Raw genomic sequence first — 19,058 nt, 5'->3', positions numbered from 1 at the left:
CCGCAACGTCCATGCTGCACCGCAGCACAAATCCACCGCCGCCGCGTGGTCGTGTGTGCGATTGAAGATCGTCCTTAAGGACGGTCCGGTAAGGATGCACCATGCGCACCATGTCTAGACCACAACCGAAAGACCTCGAAGCCATCGCCCGCAGCGGGGGCCGTTTCAGCCGCATCGCGGCGCGGATTCCCACCTATCTGACCGACGTGCGGGAAAATCCCGCCTGGCTGCCGATGTTCCTGCTGGCGCGGACGATGCCCTTCCGCCGGGCCCATTGGCTGACCTCCAGGCCCGTGCCGGCCGCGGACAAGGGGGAGACGTCGATGTTCGGCGATATCCGCGCCGAGGACGTCGCCGTGGAACTGAAGAGATCGGGCATTTTCTACGGCCTGGTCCTGCCGGCCGAGATCCAGCAGGAGATTGCCCGCTTCGGCCGGGATACGCCCTGCTTCGGCAATTTCGAGCGCAGGCTCGAATTTGTCGCCGGCGACCACGCGGAGGCCGAGCGCCGCTTCGGCCGCACGATCCTGAGCGGTCATCATTTCGAGCGCGTTCTGCAATGCGAGGCGGCGGTCGCGGTCCAGAAAGATCCGCTGCTGCTCGACATTGCGCGGCACTATCTCGGCGGCGAGGCAAGGCTGATCACCACGCGGACCTGGTGGAGCTTCCCGACGAAGACGGCCTCGGAGGCCGACCTCAGCCGCGCCTCGTTCAAGTTCCATTTCGATCTCGACGACTGGCGGATGCTGAAGTTCTTCTTCTACCTGTCCGATGTCGACCAGGATGCCGGCCCGCACGTCTATGTCCGCGGAAGCCACAACCGAAGGCACATCAAGCATCAGTTGACCCTGCTCGTGGGGCACCCGGCAGGCGAGGTCCTTGGCTACTACGGGGCCGAGAATGCCGTCACCATCACCGGCAAGGCGGGTTCCGGCTTCGTCGAGGACCCGTTCGGTTTCCATATGGGAACACTGGCGAAGAACACGCCGCGCCTGATGATGGAAGTCGGCTTCGGCGTGTCGAAGCCGTCCAGGCGCCGGTACCACGGCGAGCCGGTGGTCCGGTAGATGATCCTCCTCCCGGTGACGCTGGCTGTCTCCGGCGCCGCTTGACCCGGGGGAGGCGCGACATACATTGGCGCCATGGCTGAGCGAGCGCATTCCGGGGAACAGGTATCGATGATCGAGGGGTTGCGCCGGCACCTGCGCGGCCTCTATTACGGCAGCGATCCGCGTGCCATCGCCTTCCAGTTCGGCATGATGGTCGTCGATCTCGCCATCATCGTCTTCTTTTTGACAGGGCCCTATCTTCGCGCCGGCCACGCCTATCTGTTGGTCGACTATGTCGTCGCCGTCATCATCGCCTTCGAGATCCTGGCGCGCATGCTGGTGGCCCCCACCTTGCGCTACTGGCTGGCCCGGCCGATGACCTGGGTCGACCTCTTCATCCTCGCCACGCTGCTCTTTCCCAACCAACTCGCCAACTTCGCCTTCCTGCGCGCGCTGCGCATCTGGTCTGTGAGCCAGAGCCGCCTGTTTTCGCTGATCCTGCGGCGGCAGGGCCTCTCCGACTACGAGGACACGATCCAGGCCTGCGTCAATTTTCTCGTGTTCCTCTTCGTCGTCACCGGTTTCGTCTATTCGACCTTCTTCTATGCCGACAACGTCAGCGGCTTCGTCGATGCGCTCTATTTCACCGTCGCCACCGTGACCACCACCGGCTTCGGCGACATCACGCTGCCGGGAACGCTTGGAAAGCTCACCTCCATCGTCACCATGATCATCGGCATCTCGCTGTTCGTGCGGCTGGCGCAGACGATCGTGCGGCCGCACAAGGTCTCGTTCGCCTGCCCGCAATGCGGTCTCCAGCGCCACGACGCCGATGCCGTGCACTGCAAGGCCTGCGGCCATGTGCTCAACATCCCCGACGAGGGCTCGTGACGGTTGGCCGCGCGGCGCCGAACGCGCGGCCGCTTGGAAACGGGTGGCGAAAGCGTTAGGAACGCATCAGACCTCATTCCGCCGGAGCGGCACATGACCCTGCCCATGACATTGAAGGACAAGCGCATTCTCCTGATCATTTCGGGCGGGATCGCGGCCTACAAGAGTCTCGACCTGATCCGCCGCCTGCGCGAGCGCGGCGCCCGGGTGATCCCGCTCATGACCGCCGGCGCGCAGCAGTTCGTCACCCCGCTCGCCGTCGGCGCGCTTGCTGCCGGCCATGTCTACACTGACCTCTTTTCGCGGGAGGACGAGCAGGACGTTGGGCATATCCGGCTGGCGCGCGATTGCGACCTCGTGCTCGTCGCCCCCGCCACGGCCGACCTGATGGCCAAGATGGCGAACGGACTGGCCGACGACCTCGCATCGACCGTGCTCCTCGCCACCGATCGTCCGGTGCTGATCGCGCCGGCGATGAACCCGAGGATGTGGGCGCATCCGGCGACGCTGCGCAATGCCGAGACGCTGGCCGGCGACGGCATCGGCTTCGTCGGGCCGAATGCGGGCGAGATGGCGGAGGGCGGCGAGGCCGGGCTCGGACGCATGGCCGAACCGCTGGAGATCGTCGCAGCCGTCGAGGCCCACATCGGTGGCGATGGCGGCAAGGTCTCCGGGCCGCTTGCCGGTAGGAAGGCGATCGTCACCTCCGGTCCGACGCACGAGCCGATCGATCCCGTGCGCTACATCGCCAACCGCTCTTCCGGGCGGCAGGGCCATGCGATTGCCGCGGCGCTGGCGAAGCTCGGCGCGGACGTCACCCTCGTCTCTGGCCCGGTCGGGATCGCCGATCCTCCCGGCATCCGAGTCGTTCATGTCGAACGCGCCGAGGAGATGCTGGAAGCGGTCCTGGCCGGCCTTCCGGCCGACATCGCCGTCATGGTCGCAGCGGTCGCCGACTGGCGCGTCGCGACCACAGCGGGAGAGAAGATCAAGAAGAAGCCCGGCGAGGCGCCGCCGCCGCTGCAGCTTGCGGAGAACCCCGACATCCTCAAGACGGTCGGCCACCATGCGCAGCGGCCGAAGCTGGTCGTCGGGTTTGCGGCCGAGACGCAGAACCTGGAGACGAATGCGCGCGAGAAGCTGAAGCGCAAGGGCGCCGACCTGATCGTCGCCAACGATGTCTCGCCCGGGACCGGCATCATGGGCGGCAGCCGCAACAGCGTGCGCGTCGTCTCGAAAGCCGGCATCGATGCCTGGCCAGACCTGTCGAAGGAAGAGGTGGCCGAGCGGCTGGCTGCACTGATCGCCGAAAGGCTGGCGGCGTTGTCGTAAGGCCCGCCATCAGCGGTCCGTCGATGGCATTCGCTAAAGAAGGTGGCTCAGCCGGCGACGGCGAGTTCCGGCCTTGCTTGTTCCGGCTGCGGCGCCGGGCGGCCGGCGGGCGAAAAGAGGCGGACGTCGACACCGTCCTCGCCGAGCACCACGGCGCTGCCGTCCGGTATCTCGACCCAGGCGTCGGTGTCGTCGTTCAGCGGTTCGGAGACGAGGCAGTAGCCGCCGGCCCCGCCCATCGGCGCCGCATAGAGCGTCGGTGCTCGCAGGTCGGTGGCGTAGCGGATGGCATAGAGCGTGCGGCCGTCCGTGAGCGCGGCCGTGAAGCGGACCAGTTCCCGCCGTTCCAGGTGCCGCGCCAGCCGCTCGACGAAGGCGATCGTCTCGCCGATCGCCGCCAGCGGATCCTCCGCCAGGCCGAACTGCAGGGCGAGCAGGAACAGCAATTCCGAATCCGTCGCCCCGGTACGGGCCGCGTAGAGGTCGTTGTCGAGCATCGTCTCCATCGGCCGGCGCAGGTGCTCGAAATCGGCGATCTGGCCGTTGTGCATGAAGGACCAGACGCCGTGGACGAAGGGATGGCAGTTGTCGCGCCGCGTGCCGCCGCCGGTCGCGGCCCGGACATGGGCGAGGAACAGGGGCGAGCGGATCTGCCGGGCGATGCTTTTCAGGTTGCAGTCCGACCAGGCCGGCAGGATATCGCGGTAGCGTCCGGGTTCGGGCCGCTCCCCGTACCAGGCGATGCCGAAGCCGTCGCCATTGGTCGCCGTCTTGGCGCGGGTCGCGCAATGAGACTGCTCGATCAGCGAATGCGCCGGCGAGGAGACGAGCTCCTCGAGAAACTGTGGTTCACCGCGGTAAGCTGCCCAACGGCACATAGGTTCAACTCGCTTGGCTGCCGGCCGCAACGGCCGAAGGGGAGGAATGCATGTGCACCTGCGAGAATCATCGAAAAAGGGTAAAAATGCGTTAACGGAAGTAAATGGCGCGGAAACCATTTGCGCCATCGCGGGTCAGTTCGCAGCGGACGGCGCAGGCCGGCCCGTTGGCGTCGGACAAAACGGCGCGGAGGAGGTCGACATGCGCATCGACGGACAATGCCATTGCGGGCACGTGACCTATGAGGCGGAGATCGATCCCGACATCGTCTCGATCTGCCATTGCAAGGACTGCCAGCGCATGACGGGGTCCGCATACCGGGTCACCGCGCTCGCGAGGGCAGAGGATTTTCGCCTGACCGGGGGCACGCCCACGCTCTACGTGAAGGTCGGCGACAGCGGCAACCGAAGTCTCCAGTACTTTTGCCCGATCTGCGGATCGCCCTGCTATCGCGCCGGCGAGGGCGAGGATGCCAATGAGGTCGGCATTCGGGTGGGCACGATCAACCAGCGCCGGGATCTTGTTCCGAAGCGGCAGATCTGGTGCCGATCGGCCCTGCCGTGGGCCATGGATATCACCGGGCTGCCATCCCGGGACGATGAATAGCTACGGTCGGGACTGCCGGGTAACGACCTTGGGTACAGGCGGGTCGCGCTGGACAAGGTGTGCTTGCGGGTATTAAATTACGATCCGGTAATATACCAAGCGCGCGCAGCGGAGGGCGTCATGACGAATGTCAGTTGGAAGCTCCAGGGACGCGAATTCATCCATTGCAACTGTGCCTATGGCTGCCCTTGCCAGTTCAACGCACTGCCCACGCACGGACAGTGCCATGCGATCGGCGCGATCGACATCGAGGACGGGTTCCACGGCGACACCCGCCTCGACGGGCTGAAGATCGGGTTGATCGCCGCCTGGCCCGGGGCGATCCACGAAGGCGGCGGCCAGTGCGTGCCGATCGTCGACGAGCGCGCGACCCCCGAGCAGCGCGAAGCCTTGCTGCGCATCATGAGCGGGGAGGATACGGAGCCCGGCGCCACCTTCTTCGCCGTGTTCGCCACCACCTTCGACACCGTGCACGAGCCGGTCTTCACCCGGATCGACTTCACAGTCGACGTCGACGGCCGAACGGCGCGCGTCGATATCCCCGGCTGGATAGATGCCCGGGCCGAACCGATCCGCAATCCGGTGACCGGCCAGGAGCATCGCGCCCGGATCAACCTGCCGCACGGCTTCGAGTATGACGTCTGCGAGATCGGGCGCGGCTGGGCAGAGACGAAGGGGCCGATTGCGCTGTCGCTCGCCGACAGCCACGCCCATTTCAGCACGCTGCACATGACCGGCGCCGGCGTCGTCCACTAGGCCCGGAGCCATGGAGGCCATGGGGGATCCGGCACTCGAACGGCTGCTCAGGCGTGACCGCGTGATCGTCGCCGTGTGTCTCGCGGCGATGACAGTGCTGGCCTGGCTCTACCTGCTCACGCTCGCCCGTTCGATGGGCGCCGTGCCCTTGCCGGCGGACGATGCCGGCACCATGGACGGCATGCCGGGCATGGAGACAATGCCCGGCATGGACATGGCCGGCATGGCAATGACGCCCGTGGCTGCAGCCGGATGGACCGCGAACGACACGGCGCTGGTGGTTGCCATGTGGTTCGTGATGATGGTGGGGATGATGCTGCCGTCCGCCTCGCCGATGATCCTGCTCTACGCCCGGGTCGGGCGGCACGCGGCCGCGAAGGGTACGCCGATCGCCGCCACCGGTTTCTTCTGCGCAGGGTATCTGGCGATCTGGTTCCTGTTCTCGCTTGCCGCCACTTTCGGCCAATGGCTGCTGGAGCGGGCGCTGCTGCTGACGCCGATGATGGAGAGCGCGAGCCCCTTTCTCAGCGGCGTGCTCCTGGTCGCCGCCGGGCTCTATCAGTGGACGCCGCTGAAGGGCGCCTGCCTCGGCAAGTGCCGTGCGCCGGCCGCCTTCCTGCAGGCCGCAGGCGGCTTCCGGCGCGACACGGCCGGTGCCTTCCTGATGGGCATGCGCCACGGCGCCTATTGTGTCGGCTGCTGCTGGCCCTTGATGCTTCTGCTGTTCATCGGCGGAGTGATGAACATCCTCTGGATCGCCGCGATCGCGATCTTCGTGCTGGCGGAGAAGCTGCTTCCCGGCGGCGACCGGATGGGCCGCGCCGCCGGTGTGCTGCTGGTCGTCGCCGGTGCCTGGCTCATGGCGCGCGGGTTTTTGCCAGTCTGACGGGGGCAACCGGAACCGGCATTCGCGACGCCGATCGCCTCACTCCTGCTTATGCCGCCTTGGCGACGTGATACTCCTTGATCGCGACCATCTTGATGGCCGGATAGCGTTCGGCCTCGTAGCGCAGCGAAAAAGCGTCCTGCGCCAGGAACACCGGGTCGCCGTCGAGGTCGCGGGCGATGTCGCCGCGCCGGGCGGTGACGAACTTGTCGAGATCGGCGGCACTGTCCGCCGAGATCCAGCGGCAGACGGAGAAGCGCGACATCTCGAAGGACACGGGAAGGCCATATTCGGCCTGCAGCCGTTCCTTCAGCACGTCGAGCTGCAGGGCGCCGACCACGCCGACGATTGCGGGCGAGCCGTCCTCCGGCGAAAACAGTTGCACGACGCCTTCCTCGGCCATCTGCTGCAGGGCTTCCTTCAGCTTCTTCGCCTTCATCGCATCCTCGAGACGGACGCGGCGGAGGATTTCCGGAGAGAAGTTGGGCACGCCCTCGAACACCAGCGCCTCGCCCTCGGTCAGGGTATCGCCGATGCGCAGGGTGCCGTGGTTGGGGATACCGACCACGTCGCCGGCATAGGCGGTATCCGCCAGCTGGCGCTGCGAGGCGAAGAAGAACTGCGGAGCGGTCAGGCCGAGCTGCTTGCCCGTGCGCGCCAGCCGCGCCTTCATGCCACGCTCCAGCTTGCCCGAGCAGACGCGGGCAAAGGCGATGCGGTCGCGGTGGTTCGGATCCATGTTCGCCTGGATCTTGAACACGAAGGCAGTCATCCGGTCTTCCGCCGCATGCACCGTCCGGATGTCCGCCACCTGGTCGCGCGGCGGCGGGGCGATGGCGCCGAGCGCGTTGATGAGGTCGCGCACGCCGAAGTTCCGAAGCGCCGAGCCGAAGAACACCGGCGTCAGGTGCCCCTCGAGGAAGGCCTTCTGGTCGAAAGGCTTGCAGGCTTCGATCGCCAGCGTCAGTTCGTCGATGAAGGCCTCGCGCTCGTTCTCCGGCAGTCGGTGCGAGGCCATCTCGGGATCGTTGACCTTGGTCAGTCGCTCCTGCGTGTCCGCGCCGCGCACCTCGTTGGTGGAGAGGTGGTAGGAGCCGCAGAAGGTCTTGGCGCGGCCGATCGGCCAGGTGACGGGAGCGCAGTCGAGCGCCAGCTTCTCTTCCACCTCGTCGAGAATCTCGAAGGGATCGCGGCTTTCGCGGTCCATCTTGTTGATGAAGGTGATGATCGGGATGTCGCGCATGCGGCACACCTCGAACAGCTTCAAGGTGCGCGGCTCGATGCCCTTGGCGGCGTCGATCACCATGACGGCCGCGTCCACCGCCGTCAGCGTGCGGTAGGTGTCGTCGGCGAAGTCCTCGTGGCCGGGGGTGTCGAGGATGTTGAAGACGTTGCCTTCATACTCGAACGTCATCACCGAGGTGACGACCGAGATGCCGCGCTCGCGCTCGATCTTCATCCAGTCCGAACGGGTCTGGATGCGATCCTTCTTCGCCTTGACCTCGCCGGCGAGCTGGATCGCGCCGCCGAACAGCAGCAGCTTTTCGGTCAGCGTCGTCTTGCCCGCGTCCGGGTGGGCGATAATAGCAAAGGTGCGGCGGCGGGAGACCGCCTCGGCGAGACTTTCGGCCATGCGATGAAAATCCTGTTGATCGGGCGCTATGTAACGGTTCCGTGGAAAACTTTCAATTCGCGTTTGACCCGGACAGCCGGCGATCCGCAAATGGGCCATGAACATGCACGCCGCCTCCCAACCGACCCTGAACCTCGTCCGCCTGCCGCATGGCGCGGGCCTCGATCTGCCCGCCTACGAGACGGCGGGCGCTGCCGGCATGGACCTGCGCGCCGCGGTCGCGGACGGCGAGCCGCTGGTGCTGGCGCCGGGTAGCCGCGCGCTGGTGCCGACCGGCTTCGTCTTCGAGATACCCGCCGGGTTCGAGGCGCAGGTGCGTCCGCGCTCCGGCCTCGCCTTCAAGTGTGGCATCACCTGCCTGAACACGCCCGGCACGATCGACAGTGACTATCGCGGCGAGGTGAAGGTGCTGCTGGTCAATCTTGGCGAGACGGACTTCTCGATCGAGCGCGGCATGCGGATCGCCCAGATGGTGGTCGCGCCCGTGGTGCAGGCGAGGGTCTGCGAGGTCTCGCAGGCGGGGGCGACCGAGCGCGGCGCCGGCGGCTTCGGCTCGACCGGGGTATAGCGGGGATGGCCGCATGACCGGAGACCGCGCCGGGCTGGCCTACCGCGAGGATTATTTCGACGATCCGGCCGGCTGGGCGGCGGTGAAGGCGCTGCTCGTCGCCGTGTTCGACGTCGACGTGAGCCCGCTGGACCGGATGGGCGGGCACGACCGAACGTTGATGTCCTCGGCCTGGTTCGACGGCGGCGGCCGGTGCGTGGCGAACTTTTCGGCCTTTGTCATGCCGCTCGTGATCGACGGGCGGCCGGTCAACGCCGCCGGCCTCCAGTCCGGCGCGGTCTTGCCGGAGTATCGCGGCCGGGGCCTGTTTCGCGATCTCGTCCGCCGCACGCTGCAGCGCTGCGAGGACCGCGGCTTCGAGGCGATCGTGCTCTATACCGGCAAGCCGGGCCTCTACGCGCCCTATGGCTTTATGACCCTGCCGGAACATCGCTTCGTTGGCCCGGCGCCGGCCCCGGTCGATGCGAAGCCGTCCTGCCGGACGCTCGACATGGCCGACCAGCGCGACCTGTCCCTCCTTCGCGGCCTGCTGGAGGAGCGTGCGCCGGTCTCGCAACGTTTCGCCGTGACCCGGAACACGCAGACGTTCATGCTCAACACGGCGCTGGTCGAAGACGTGACGCTGAGCCTCCTGCCGGCATTCCCGGCCGCCGTCGCCTGGCGGCACGAGCGGGAAAGCGGCGTGTTCACGCTGCTGGACGTGGTCGGCACCCGCATGCCCCCGCTCGCCGCGATCCTGCAGGCGCTCGGATTGCAGCCGCGCAGCGTCGAAATCCTGTTTCCGCCCGACCGGATGGACTGGGAGGGCGAAAGCATCGCCGAAGACCATGATCTCCGCTTCATGCTGCGCGGCCCGCCCGGTCTCGCGCCAGCCGGCCCTTTCCGCCTTTCGCCCATGGCGGAGTTCTAAAGCGCGTCGCGATCTTTCAGATTCGCTCCTGCGCTTTAGGCCTTTGATTTTGCGCATGTCGTAGTCGCAAAACCGCTGCACACTTTTGCGCGACATGCTGTAAGCAGGCGCTGGACCCCGCCCGGCCTCACGGCAGGAAGGCGGGCAGCCGTCGCTTCACCGGCGTGGACTTGACGATGGATGTATTCGTTTGCGCGCGCTCGGCGATGCCGTCGAGCAGCGTGTCCAGCTCTTCCATGCTGCGCAGATGCAGGCGCGCGATGAAGCAGTCGTCTCCGGTGACCTTGTCGCATTCCACGCATTGCGGCATCTCCTGGATCAGCCGTTCGACGATGTGCAACTGGCCCGGCATCGGCCGCACCCGCACGATCGCCTGAAGCGTATAGCCGAGCGTCCGCGCATTCACGTCGATGGTGAAGCCGTCGATCACGCCGCGCTCTTCGAGCTTGCGCAGCCGCTCCGCCACGCTCGGCGACGAAAGCGCCGTGGCCGCCGCCAGTTCCTTCAGCGACAGTCGCCCGTTTTCTGCCAGAAGCGACAGCAGTCGCCTGTCGGTGTCGTCGAGGGTCATGAAAGCTTCTCCCGAAAGTTACCTTACATAATAAGGAGAATGGAGAAAAAGTCATAATTAAAATCATGGAGTAGATCAATGCCGGCTTCTATCCTGACGGCCTTGCTTCAAAGGATCCGGATCATGGATAGACAGGTTCGCACAGGCGCAATCGAGATGACGGCGGCCATGCTGATTTCCGGGACGATCGGCCTGTTCGTCCTCGCTTCCCATCAGCCCGTGATCAACGTCGTCTTCTGGCGCTGTGCGATCGGGGCGGTGTGCCTTGCGCTGGCGTGCGGCTACCTCGGCCATCTGCGCCGGGGCATCCTGACCGGGCGGCGCCTCGCCGTCGCCATTGCCGGCGGCATGGCCATCGTTGCCAACTGGATCCTGCTGTTTGCGGCCTATCCGCTGGCATCGATCTCGATTGCGACGACGGTCTATAACACCCAGCCCTTCATGCTCCTGGGCCTCGGCGCGCTGTTTCTCGGCGAAAGGATCACCGCGACCAAGCTGTTCTGGCTCACGCTGTCGTTTGTCGGAATGGTCGCGATCGTGCAGGCGGGCCCGGGCGGCGGCGGCAGCGAATATGCGCTCGGCATCGTTCTCGCGCTGGGTGCTGCCTTCTTCTATGCGCTCGCCGCGATCGCGGCCAAGGGGTTGAAGGGCACGCCGCCGCATCTGATTGCGCTCGTCCAGGTTTGCACCGGCGCCGTCCTGCTGGCGCCGTTTGCGGATTTCTCCGAGATGCCGGCCACGACATCGGCCTGGTCCAGCATCGTGGCGCTCGGCGTGGTCCATACCGGGTTGATGTATGTCCTGCTCTACGGCGCGATCCAGAAGCTGCCGACGCACATCACCGGCGCACTCTCCTTCCTCTATCCCGTCGTCGCGATCGCAACCGATCACATCGCGTTCGGACACGCGCTGGAACCTGTCCAGGTCGCCGGCGCGGCGGTGATCCTGCTTGCGGCGATGGGCATGAACCTCGGCTGGTCTCCGGGGCGGCTTTTGCGGCGGGCCACGCCCGTGTCACGCTGAAGCCTTCCGACAGCAAACGGCCGCCTTTCGGCGGCCGGAGCGCTTGCGAAACCTTGCGGGTCTACTTTGCCTGCCGCGTCGTTTCGAACAGGAACCAGGTGCGGCGCTCGGCCTCGTCGATCCAGTTCTCGAGCAGGCTCGCGGTGGCGACGTCGTTATGCTCGTCGCACAGGTCGTGCGTCTCGCGCAGGAGCGAGACCAGGTGCTTGTTGTCTTCCAGGAGCTCGGCCAGCATGTCGCCGGGGGTGACGTAGTCGGCATCGTTGTCGGGGATGCGCTGCAGGCGCGCCGCATGGCCGACGGATCGAAGCGTGGTGCCGCCGATCTTGCGGGCGCGTTCGGCAATGTCGTCGGTCGTGGCGAAGATCTGTGCGGCCTGCTCGTCGAGCAGCAGGTGGTAGTCGCGGAAGTGCGGGCCGGAGACGTGCCAGTGGAAATTCTTGGTCTTCAGGTAGAGCGCGAACATGTCGGCAAGCAGCGTCGTCAGCGCGGCGGAAATATCGGTGATCGCGTTCGAGGCGAGGCCCGACGGCGTCTTGAGCGGGGCAGTCCTGCGCTTTTCGGCGGAACCGGTGGACATGGAGGCTCTCCTTCTGTTTCTGGCGCGAGAATAGGGCGGTGCAGGCCCCGCGCATGTGTCGGCAGCATCGCCGACCTGCCAGCGGCGGCCGGCCACAACAAGCTAGGGCGCAGCGCATGTTCTTCAACGGCTGCGCGTTCCATATCAGCGCCCCTTCTCGGCTGTGTGACATCGGGTCGCGTTCGGCGGCATCCCGCGCTCGCGCGAGGGCAGGCGGGCGACGGCACGGGGGGCCTGCTTGAAACCGCAGCGACACCGGCGTAGAGAGGGCGACAGAAAATCTCCCGGACGTCTATTTCAAGAGCGGTTGCCATGACACTTGCAGCATTGCTTGCCTATAGCGGGGCGCTCTTCATCGCAGCCGCGATCCCGGGGCCCGGCATCACCGCGATCGTGGCCCGCGCGCTCGGCTCCGGCTTCCGGGAGACCTTCTTCATGGGGCTCGGGCTGATCCTGGGCGACATGATCTACCTGACGGCGGTGATCCTGGGGCTCGCCTTTATCGCGCAGACGTTTACGACGGCCTTCATGGTGATCAAGATCGCCGGCGCCCTCTATCTCGGCTACATCGCCTGGAAGCTCTGGAAAACGGGGCTCGTGCCGCAGGAAATCCAGGCGCGGGGCTCGTCGAGCATGGCGATGTCGTTTTTGTCCGGCCTACTGGTGACGCTCGGAAACCCCAAGACGATGCTCTTCTACGTCGCGCTCGTGCCGACGCTGATCGATCTCGCCGCGATCGGTCTTGACGAGTACGGACTGCTGCTGGCGGCGACCTTCATCGTCCTGCTGGTCGTGCTGATCCCCTATATGGCGCTCGCGTCCCGCGCCCGGCTGCTCCTGAAAAGGCCAACCGCCCTGCGGACGCTGAACCGCATCGCAGCCGGCGTCCTCGCCAGCACGGCGGCCTACATCGCAACGCGCGCTGCTTGAAATATCGCAACGCGCGTTGCGTGAAATAACGCAGCCCGCGCTGCGTGAAATATCGCAGCCCGCGCTGCGTGAAATAAAGATCTTTGCGCAACCCGGATGGGAAGCGCTTTTTTCCAGTCCGGCGACAACGCGTGGACGATCTGACACTGGCCTGCGGTCGCCTTAGAACCTATTCTCCCTCCAACAGCAGAAAAGGGAGACCAAAATGCCTGAGATCCGCAAGCCCGGCCGCGGGCGCGTCTATGCCTCCATCACCGAGACGATCGGCGACACCCCGATCGTCCGCCTTGACAAACTGGCGAAGGAGAAGGGCGTCAAGGCCAACCTTCTGGCCAAGCTGGAGTTCTTCAACCCGATCGGATCGGTGAAGGACCGCATCGGGGTCGCCATGATCGAGGCGCTGGAGGCGCAGGGCAGGATCACCCCCGGCAAGACGACGCTGGTGGAGCCGACCTCCGGAAACACCGGTATCGCGCTCGCCTTTGCCGCTGCCGCCAAGGGCTACAAGCTGATCCTGACCATGCCGGAAACCATGTCGATCGAGCGTCGCAAGATGCTGGCGCTGCTCGGCGCCGAGCTCGTTTTGACCGAGGGGCCGAAGGGCATGAAGGGGGCGATCGCCAAGGCAGAGGAACTGGTCGCGACGCTGCCTGACGCGGTCATCCCGCAGCAGTTCGAAAACCCGGCCAATCCCGAGATCCACCGCAAGACGACGGCGGAAGAGATCTGGAACGACACCGACGGACAGGTCGACATCCTCGTCTCCGGCATAGGCACGGGCGGCACGATCACCGGCGCCGGCCAGGTGCTGAAGGCGAAGAAGCCCGGGTTCAGGGTGGTTGCCGTCGAGCCGGCCGACAGCCCGGTTCTTTCGGGCGGCAATCCCGGACCGCACAAGATCCAGGGGATCGGCGCCGGCTTCGCGCCCGCCATCCTCGACACGAAGGTCTATGACGAGGTTGCCACCGTCACCAACGACGAAGCCTTCGAGATCGCCCGGCTCGTGGCCCGGCTCGAGGGCGTGCCGGTCGGCATTTCCTCGGGCGCGGCACTGGCAGCGGCGATCAAGGTGGGCGGCCGTCCGGAAAACGAAGGCAAGACCATCGTCGTCATCATTCCCTCCTTCGCCGAACGCTATCTTTCGACGGCGCTGTTCGAGGGTCTCGGCGGCTGATCGATTCCTCCCGGCTGAAATGGATCGGGGCGCGCGCGCCGCGCGGGCGTCCCGTTCAGGCGTCGTGCACAGGCGTTCGCGGATCACTCCGTGAACGTCGCCAGGTTGTCGAGCGTCGATCGCAATCCGGTCTCGCCTCGATCTTCCAAGCGGTTGTCGCCCGCGAAGGCGAGTGCTGAACCGGATCACCGCCGCGATCCCGCGGTAGGCCGCCCGGTTGACGGAGTGACAACGGACGCTGCTTGCAGCAAGGCCCAAGGCGGGATGTTCCCGTCATCCTTCCCAACGTATCCGACGCCATGGCGAACTGCGAGACTGGACACTGGCAGTCTCCGGGCAACAGTCTCCAGAGGGCAGTCCGTGGACTTCCTATGTACGCAGTCCACCGATCCGCCCGCGACAGCCATCACCGCCGCCGGATGGCCTGTCGCAGCAGCGGGCAACATCATCGGCTCGCGGACGTCAGGCGGCGGCAGCCAGCCGCTCGCCGGCGATGCGATAGGAGATCGCCTCGGCGAGATGGATGCGGCCGACGATGTCCTTCCCGTCCAGGTCGGCGAGCGTCCTGGCGACTTTGAGGACCCGGTGGTAGCCGCGGGCGGAAAAGCGCATCTTCTCCGCCGCATCCCTGAGAAGCTGCAGGCCGCCCGGGTCCGGCTCGACGATGCGTTCGATCAGCGCCGTCGAGGCACGGGCATTGGTGGAGACCTGCGGATGGCCGAGGGTCGCAAAGCGATCGCGCTGGGCCTCGCGTGCCCGGGCCACGCGGCGTGCTATGACCGCGCTCGGCTCGGCGGGCATCGGCCGGATCAGGTCGGCCGCAGACACGGCCGGCACGTCGATGCGGATGTCGATGCGGTCCATCAGCGGGCCGGAGATACGCGCCTGGTAGTCGGTCATGCAGCGCGGGCCGCGGGCGCAGGATTGTCCCGGCTCGCCCGCCATCCCGCAGCGGCAGGGGTTCATGGCTGCGACCAGTTGGATCGCCGCCGGATAGCTGACCCGGTGGTTTGCGCGGGCGATCACGCATTCGGCGGTTTCCAGCGGCTGGCGCAGCGCGTCCAGGGCCTGCGGCGTGAATTCGGGAAACTCGTCAAGAAACAGCACGCCGTGATGGGCCAGCGACGCCTCGCCCGGGCGGGCGCGCAGGCCGCCGCCGATGAGCGCAGCCATGGTCGCCGAATGATGCGGGGCACGAAAGGGCCGGCGATCTGACAGGCGGCCGCCGGCAAGCTGGCCGGCGATCGAATGGATCATCGAGACTTCCAGCAGTTCGGTGGGCGCCAACGGCGGCAGGATGGAAGGAAGGCGGGAAGCCAGCATCGACTTGCCCGATCCGGGCGGGCCGACCATCAGCAGATTGTGGCCGCCGGCGGCAGCGACTTCCAGCGCCCGCTTGGCGCTTTCCTGCCCCTTGATGTCGGCGAGGTCCGGCATGTCCGCCGGTGCCGCGCGGATGGCCGGCTCGGGCCGCGACAGCACCTGCGTGCCGCGAAAGTGGTTTGCGAGCGCGATCAGGCTGCGGGGCGCAACGATGTCGAGTTCCGCCCCCGCCCAGGCAGCCTCCGCGCCGCTGTCGGCCGGGCAGATCAGGCCCTTGCCGAGGGCGTTGGCCCCGATCGCGGCCGGCAGCGCGCCGGAGATCGCGGCGATCGTGCCGTCGAGATTGAGTTCGCCGATGACGACATAACCCTCCAGCGCATCGGCAGGAATGGCGCCGAGCGCCGCCATCAGGCCGAGCGCGATCGGCAGGTCGAAGTGGCTTCCCTCCTTGGGTAGGTCGGCAGGCGCGAGGTTGATGGTCACCCGCTTGGCCGGCAGCGAAAGCCCCGACGCATGCAGGGCCGCCTGTACCCGTTCCCGGCTTTCGGCGACCGCCTTGTCCGGCAGGCCGACGATCTGCATCCCGATCTTCCCCGGCGCCACCATCACCTGGACGTCGACCGGAACGCCGTCAATGCCCTGAAACGCCACCGTGCTCACCCGTGCCACCATGACAATCCCCAAAATAACCCGGCATCATGCCGCTCGAAAGGGAGGGTGGGAGAAGCCCGAGCGTTCCGGTCGTCGCGGCCGGCACACCGGCATCCGTCCCGACACGGAGGTTGTCTTCAATCATCCCTCAAGTCATGGTTGCTACACTTGCATGAGAAAAGGAATATAACAAGAACAATTATCGAACAAAGGCGCGAATTGTTCCCGTATGAGATGTATGCGGTTGTGGAAGCGGAACAACCGTGGACAAGTCGCCAACGGCTGCCTCCGATTGCCGGCCTGTTGGAGGCAGACGGAGCCAACGCGCAGGCGCAAAGCCCGCATTCTGAATCGGTCCGGCGGGAATTGCTCGCGGCATTTCTTCAATTTGCTCGTTGACGGGCCTGCCAATTCCCGCTATACGCCGGCCCACAGTTTGGAAAGCCACTTCCAAGGTTTTCCGATAGTACTCCCGAATTGCTTGGATGACAGGTCGCAGTGACCCGGCACGGCGAAGGTGGAGTTCGTGTCCGGTTTCTGAAGAGAGGCATCCATGGCCAATACGACTTCGGCAAAAAAGGCGACCCGCAAGATCGCCCGCCGCACTGAAATCAACAAGGCTCGCCGTTCGCGTGTCCGCACTTTCGTCCGCAAGGTCGAGGAGGCACTGGCCTCCGGTGATGCAGCGGCAGCAGCCGCTGCGCTGAAGGCGGCACAGCCGGAACTGATGCGCGCCGCGACGAAGGGCGTCGTCCACGCCAACACCGCGTCCCGCAAGGTTTCGCGACTCGCACATCGCGTGAAGGCACTCTCTGCCTGATTTGCATCAGTAGCTATGCGATTTTGATAGAGCCCGGCGTTTTCGCCGGGCTTTTTCTTTGCCTTTTTGACGCCGCTATGGTTAACGCGCAAGGCTGCCTCATGTCAGTGGCATGACAGAAAAAAGAAAACGAATTCAGATATTTATAAGAGGATGCTCGCTGGGCGCCTACCTGGGGTGGGGGCAATTGCGGCGGACCGCGAGTCAAGAAAATTATTATTTTTTTCGATTCGCGCTCTCGTTGAAACGGCCGATGAAACAAAGCCATTGATTCATAATGGATTCTTCTGCAGGCCCCGGTTTGCGAGACAAATTGCGTGTAAGGAGTCAACGGCTGCCCGTTAATTTTGCTGAAAATTCGGCATTGATCTTGCCGTTTGATCCTGCCTAAATGCCTTCCACAGGGGGCGTACACACAAGCGTAGACGAAACGCCAAACACTGCCGTTGAAGGCTGGTGCGCGGATGTTTTAACCCTGTGCGGAGTGCATAGCTCCGGTTCATCAGGACACCTGAAGCAGGAGACCGGCTGCCCGTCTGGGTTTGGCCGGAGCGGTCGAGTTTTGCCGCTGGTCAGCTTCGCCCGATGCTGTTGCGAGGACGGCGGCAGCGGGGAAGGTGGACGAGAGCGAATGTGAGTGAGAGTGACGGCCGCGCGATCTGTACGAGGAGTTCGCGTTGCCGGATGGGCGGAAGACGGGTGGCCATCGGCCGGCTCGTCCAGGCCCCAGTTTGCTGGTCGCGTTCAGGAGTGGGGCGATGCGACCGGCAAAACCGAGTCCGCGCTGCCGATGGCTCCGGTAGAGGCGGCTGAGGATGGACCATGCGGCGCCGGCATGAAATGCCGGTGCGTCGACTGAACTTGAAAGGCGGCACAATGCAAGGAAATACGGCCACGTCTGTCGGTGCATATTCGAACGGGGACGATGCACTGAAGGCAATCACAGACGGCAGCGGGAAGCCAGGCGAAAAATCCGAGACACGGCATGACGCTCTCTTTGAACGGGTCAGCGCGCGCCTCAAGGCGCAGGTCGGCCAGGACGTCTATGCCAGCTGGTTCGGCCGGCTGAAGCTCCATTCCCACTCCAAGACCGTTGTTCGGCTCTCTGTGCCGACGACCTTTCTCAAATCCTGGATCAACAACCGCTATCTCGAACTGATCACGTCGCTCTTCCAGCAGGAAGAGCCGGAGATCATGAAGATCGAGATCCTGGTGCGAACGGCCACCCGCAGCGTGCGCGCCGGCATAGAGGAGGCCGTGGCAGCCGTGGAGACCGCTCCGGCTTCCCAGGCGCGTCGCATGGCCGGTCCGCAGACGGTTGCGCAGGCCGCAGCCGGCCTCACGGAAAAGGCACAGCAGCGCCAGCCGAGCCACGGCCCGCTGTTCGGCTCGCCGCTCGACGCGCGCTACACCTTCGACACGTTTGTCGAGGGCTCGTCCAACCGCGTGGCGCTCGCCGCCGCAAAGACGATCGCCGAGGCCGGCGCCAGCGCGGTTCGCTTCAATCCGCTCTTCATCCATTCCAGCGTCGGCCTGGGAAAGACGCATCTTTTGCAGGCGGTCGCCAACGCGGCGCTGGCCAGCGCCCGCAGCCCGCGGGTTGTCTACCTGACGGCTGAATACTTCATGTGGCGCTTCGCCACGGCGATCCGCGACAACGATGCGCTGTCGCTGAAGGAGACGCTGCGCAACATCGATCTCCTGGTTATCGACGACATGCAGTTCCTGCAGGGCAATTCGATCCAGAACGAATTCTGCCACCTGCTGAACATGCTGCTTGATTCCGCCAAGCAGGTGGTGGTCGCGGCCGACCGTGCCCCCTGGGAGCTGGAATCCCTTGATCCGCGCGTACGGTCCCGCCTGCAGGGCGGCGTTGCCATCGAGATGGAAGCGCCGGCCTACGAGATGCGGCTCGAGATTCTCAAGCGCCGCCTCGAGGTTGCCCGCCTGGAAGATGCTTCGCTGGAAATCCCGGCGGAAATCCTCAATCACGTCGCGCGCAGCATCACCGCAAGCGGCCGTGAACTGGAGGGTGCCTTCAACCAGCTGTTGTTCCGGCGCACCTTCGAGCCGAACCTCACGGTCGAGCGCGTCGACGAGCTTCTGGCGCACCTGGTCGGCGCCGGCGAACCGCGCCGCGTGCGCATCGAAGACATCCAGCGCGTGGTGGCCAAGCACTACAACGTCTCGCGCCAGGAACTGGTCTCCAGCCGACGCACGCGCGTCGTCGTCATGCCGCGCCAGATCGCCATGTATCTGTCGAAGACGCTGACGCCGCGTTCCTTCCCGGAAATCGGCCGCCGCTTCGGCGGACGCGATCATACGACCGTGCTGCACGCGGTCCGCAAGATCGAGGACCTGATCGCCGGCGACACCAAGCTGAGCCACGAGATCGAACTGCTCAAGCGGCTGATCAACGAATAGTATCCTTGAAGCCTGGGGGTGCGGCCCTTGAGCCCGGGAGCGCGAGGCCCCG

The 19,058-nt window shown here is 65.6% G+C and carries 18 protein-coding genes; 13 read left to right on the top strand and 5 right to left on the bottom strand.

Translation table 11 applies throughout. From position 1 onward, the window contains the following. Positions 1 to 101: 101 nt before the first annotated feature. The 3 genes from GGQ64_RS07510 to coaBC all read left to right on the top strand — a co-directional run bounded on the left by GGQ64_RS07510 (position 102) and on the right by coaBC (position 3,272). Positions 102 to 1,067, top strand: a complete 966-nt coding sequence (locus GGQ64_RS07510) for a phytanoyl-CoA dioxygenase family protein (RefSeq protein WP_183801533.1) — start codon at positions 102 to 104, stop codon at positions 1,065 to 1,067. Positions 1,068 to 1,178: 111 nt separating this feature from the next. Then, a complete protein-coding gene (locus tag GGQ64_RS07505; protein WP_246422489.1) occupies positions 1,179 to 1,940 on the top strand; it encodes an ion channel in 762 nt (253 codons plus the stop codon). A 105-nt stretch (positions 1,941 to 2,045) separates the two neighbouring features. Next, the gene (coaBC, locus tag GGQ64_RS07500; protein ID WP_183802580.1) at positions 2,046 to 3,272 is read left to right on the top strand and encodes a bifunctional phosphopantothenoylcysteine decarboxylase/phosphopantothenate--cysteine ligase CoaBC; all 1,227 of its coding nucleotides are present in this window, start codon (positions 2,046 to 2,048) and stop codon (positions 3,270 to 3,272) included. A 47-nt stretch (positions 3,273 to 3,319) separates the two neighbouring features. On the opposite strand, the gene GGQ64_RS07495 is transcribed toward coaBC, so the two are convergent. Then, complete coding sequence (locus tag GGQ64_RS07495; protein WP_183801527.1) at positions 3,320 to 4,150, bottom strand: class II glutamine amidotransferase; 831 nt, start codon at positions 4,148 to 4,150, stop codon at positions 3,320 to 3,322. A 202-nt stretch (positions 4,151 to 4,352) separates the two neighbouring features. Here GGQ64_RS07495 and GGQ64_RS07490 point away from each other — a divergent pair, with 202 nt between their 5' ends. From GGQ64_RS07490 to GGQ64_RS07480, 3 genes are all read left to right on the top strand, one after another. Continuing rightward, positions 4,353 to 4,757: a GFA family protein gene (locus tag GGQ64_RS07490; RefSeq protein ID WP_183802576.1), complete on the top strand. Its 405-nt coding sequence runs from the start codon at positions 4,353 to 4,355 to the stop codon at positions 4,755 to 4,757. A 120-nt stretch (positions 4,758 to 4,877) separates the two neighbouring features. Next, complete coding sequence (locus tag GGQ64_RS07485) at positions 4,878 to 5,513, top strand: DUF1326 domain-containing protein (RefSeq protein ID WP_183801524.1); 636 nt, start codon at positions 4,878 to 4,880, stop codon at positions 5,511 to 5,513. Positions 5,514 to 5,532: 19 nt separating this feature from the next. After that, complete coding sequence (locus GGQ64_RS07480; protein WP_183801521.1) at positions 5,533 to 6,399, top strand: DUF2182 domain-containing protein; 867 nt, start codon at positions 5,533 to 5,535, stop codon at positions 6,397 to 6,399. A gap of 49 nt (positions 6,400 to 6,448) precedes the next feature. Here GGQ64_RS07480 and GGQ64_RS07475 read toward each other — a convergent pair whose 3' ends face one another. Continuing rightward, positions 6,449 to 8,032 (bottom strand): peptide chain release factor 3, encoded by a 1,584-nt coding sequence (locus GGQ64_RS07475; protein ID WP_183801519.1) that lies wholly within the window; start codon positions 8,030 to 8,032, stop codon positions 6,449 to 6,451. A 97-nt stretch (positions 8,033 to 8,129) separates the two neighbouring features. Here GGQ64_RS07475 and dut point away from each other — a divergent pair, with 97 nt between their 5' ends. Further along, entirely contained in the window at positions 8,130 to 8,600 is a 471-nt protein-coding gene (gene dut, locus GGQ64_RS07470) for a dUTP diphosphatase (RefSeq protein WP_183801517.1), read from the top strand. Between the two features lie 13 nt (positions 8,601 to 8,613). After that, positions 8,614 to 9,510 (top strand): GNAT family N-acetyltransferase, encoded by an 897-nt coding sequence (locus GGQ64_RS07465; RefSeq protein WP_183801514.1) that lies wholly within the window; start codon positions 8,614 to 8,616, stop codon positions 9,508 to 9,510. Between the two features lie 127 nt (positions 9,511 to 9,637). Here GGQ64_RS07465 and GGQ64_RS07460 read toward each other — a convergent pair whose 3' ends face one another. Beyond that, positions 9,638 to 10,081: an Lrp/AsnC family transcriptional regulator gene (locus tag GGQ64_RS07460; protein WP_183801511.1), complete on the bottom strand. Its 444-nt coding sequence runs from the start codon at positions 10,079 to 10,081 to the stop codon at positions 9,638 to 9,640. Positions 10,082 to 10,204: 123 nt separating this feature from the next. On the opposite strand from GGQ64_RS07460, the gene GGQ64_RS07455 reads away from it, so the two are divergent. Next, a complete protein-coding gene (locus GGQ64_RS07455; protein WP_183801507.1) occupies positions 10,205 to 11,104 on the top strand; it encodes a DMT family transporter in 900 nt (299 codons plus the stop codon). Positions 11,105 to 11,165: 61 nt separating this feature from the next. Here the strand turns inward: GGQ64_RS07455 and GGQ64_RS07450 are convergent, their stop codons facing one another. Further along, positions 11,166 to 11,684: a Dps family protein gene (locus GGQ64_RS07450; protein ID WP_112600020.1), complete on the bottom strand. Its 519-nt coding sequence runs from the start codon at positions 11,682 to 11,684 to the stop codon at positions 11,166 to 11,168. Positions 11,685 to 11,996: 312 nt separating this feature from the next. Here GGQ64_RS07450 and GGQ64_RS07445 point away from each other — a divergent pair, with 312 nt between their 5' ends. Both GGQ64_RS07445 and cysK read left to right on the top strand, forming a co-directional pair. Then, positions 11,997 to 12,614, top strand: coding sequence for a LysE family translocator (locus tag GGQ64_RS07445; RefSeq protein WP_183801504.1), 618 nt, complete (start codon positions 11,997 to 11,999; stop codon positions 12,612 to 12,614). A gap of 205 nt (positions 12,615 to 12,819) precedes the next feature. Further along, entirely contained in the window at positions 12,820 to 13,788 is a 969-nt protein-coding gene (gene cysK / locus GGQ64_RS07440) for a cysteine synthase A (RefSeq protein ID WP_183801501.1), read from the top strand. 462 nt (positions 13,789 to 14,250) lie between these two features. Here the strand turns inward: cysK and GGQ64_RS07435 are convergent, their stop codons facing one another. After that, the gene (locus tag GGQ64_RS07435) at positions 14,251 to 15,783 is read right to left on the bottom strand and encodes a YifB family Mg chelatase-like AAA ATPase (protein ID WP_183801498.1); all 1,533 of its coding nucleotides are present in this window, start codon (positions 15,781 to 15,783) and stop codon (positions 14,251 to 14,253) included. 532 nt (positions 15,784 to 16,315) lie between these two features. Here GGQ64_RS07435 and rpsT point away from each other — a divergent pair. Together rpsT and dnaA are read left to right on the top strand one after the other, a co-directional pair. Next, complete coding sequence (gene rpsT / locus GGQ64_RS07430; protein WP_183801495.1) at positions 16,316 to 16,582, top strand: 30S ribosomal protein S20; 267 nt, start codon at positions 16,316 to 16,318, stop codon at positions 16,580 to 16,582. An 876-nt stretch (positions 16,583 to 17,458) separates the two neighbouring features. Further along, the gene (gene dnaA, locus GGQ64_RS07425) at positions 17,459 to 19,006 is read left to right on the top strand and encodes a chromosomal replication initiator protein DnaA (protein WP_183801492.1); all 1,548 of its coding nucleotides are present in this window, start codon (positions 17,459 to 17,461) and stop codon (positions 19,004 to 19,006) included. The last annotated feature ends 52 nt before the right edge of the window (positions 19,007 to 19,058 follow it).

Source organism: Mycoplana azooxidifex (assembly GCF_014196765.1).
Classification (GTDB): domain Bacteria; phylum Pseudomonadota; class Alphaproteobacteria; order Rhizobiales; family Rhizobiaceae; genus Mycoplana; species Mycoplana azooxidifex.
This window is presented reverse-complemented; position numbering and strand designations above follow the sequence as displayed.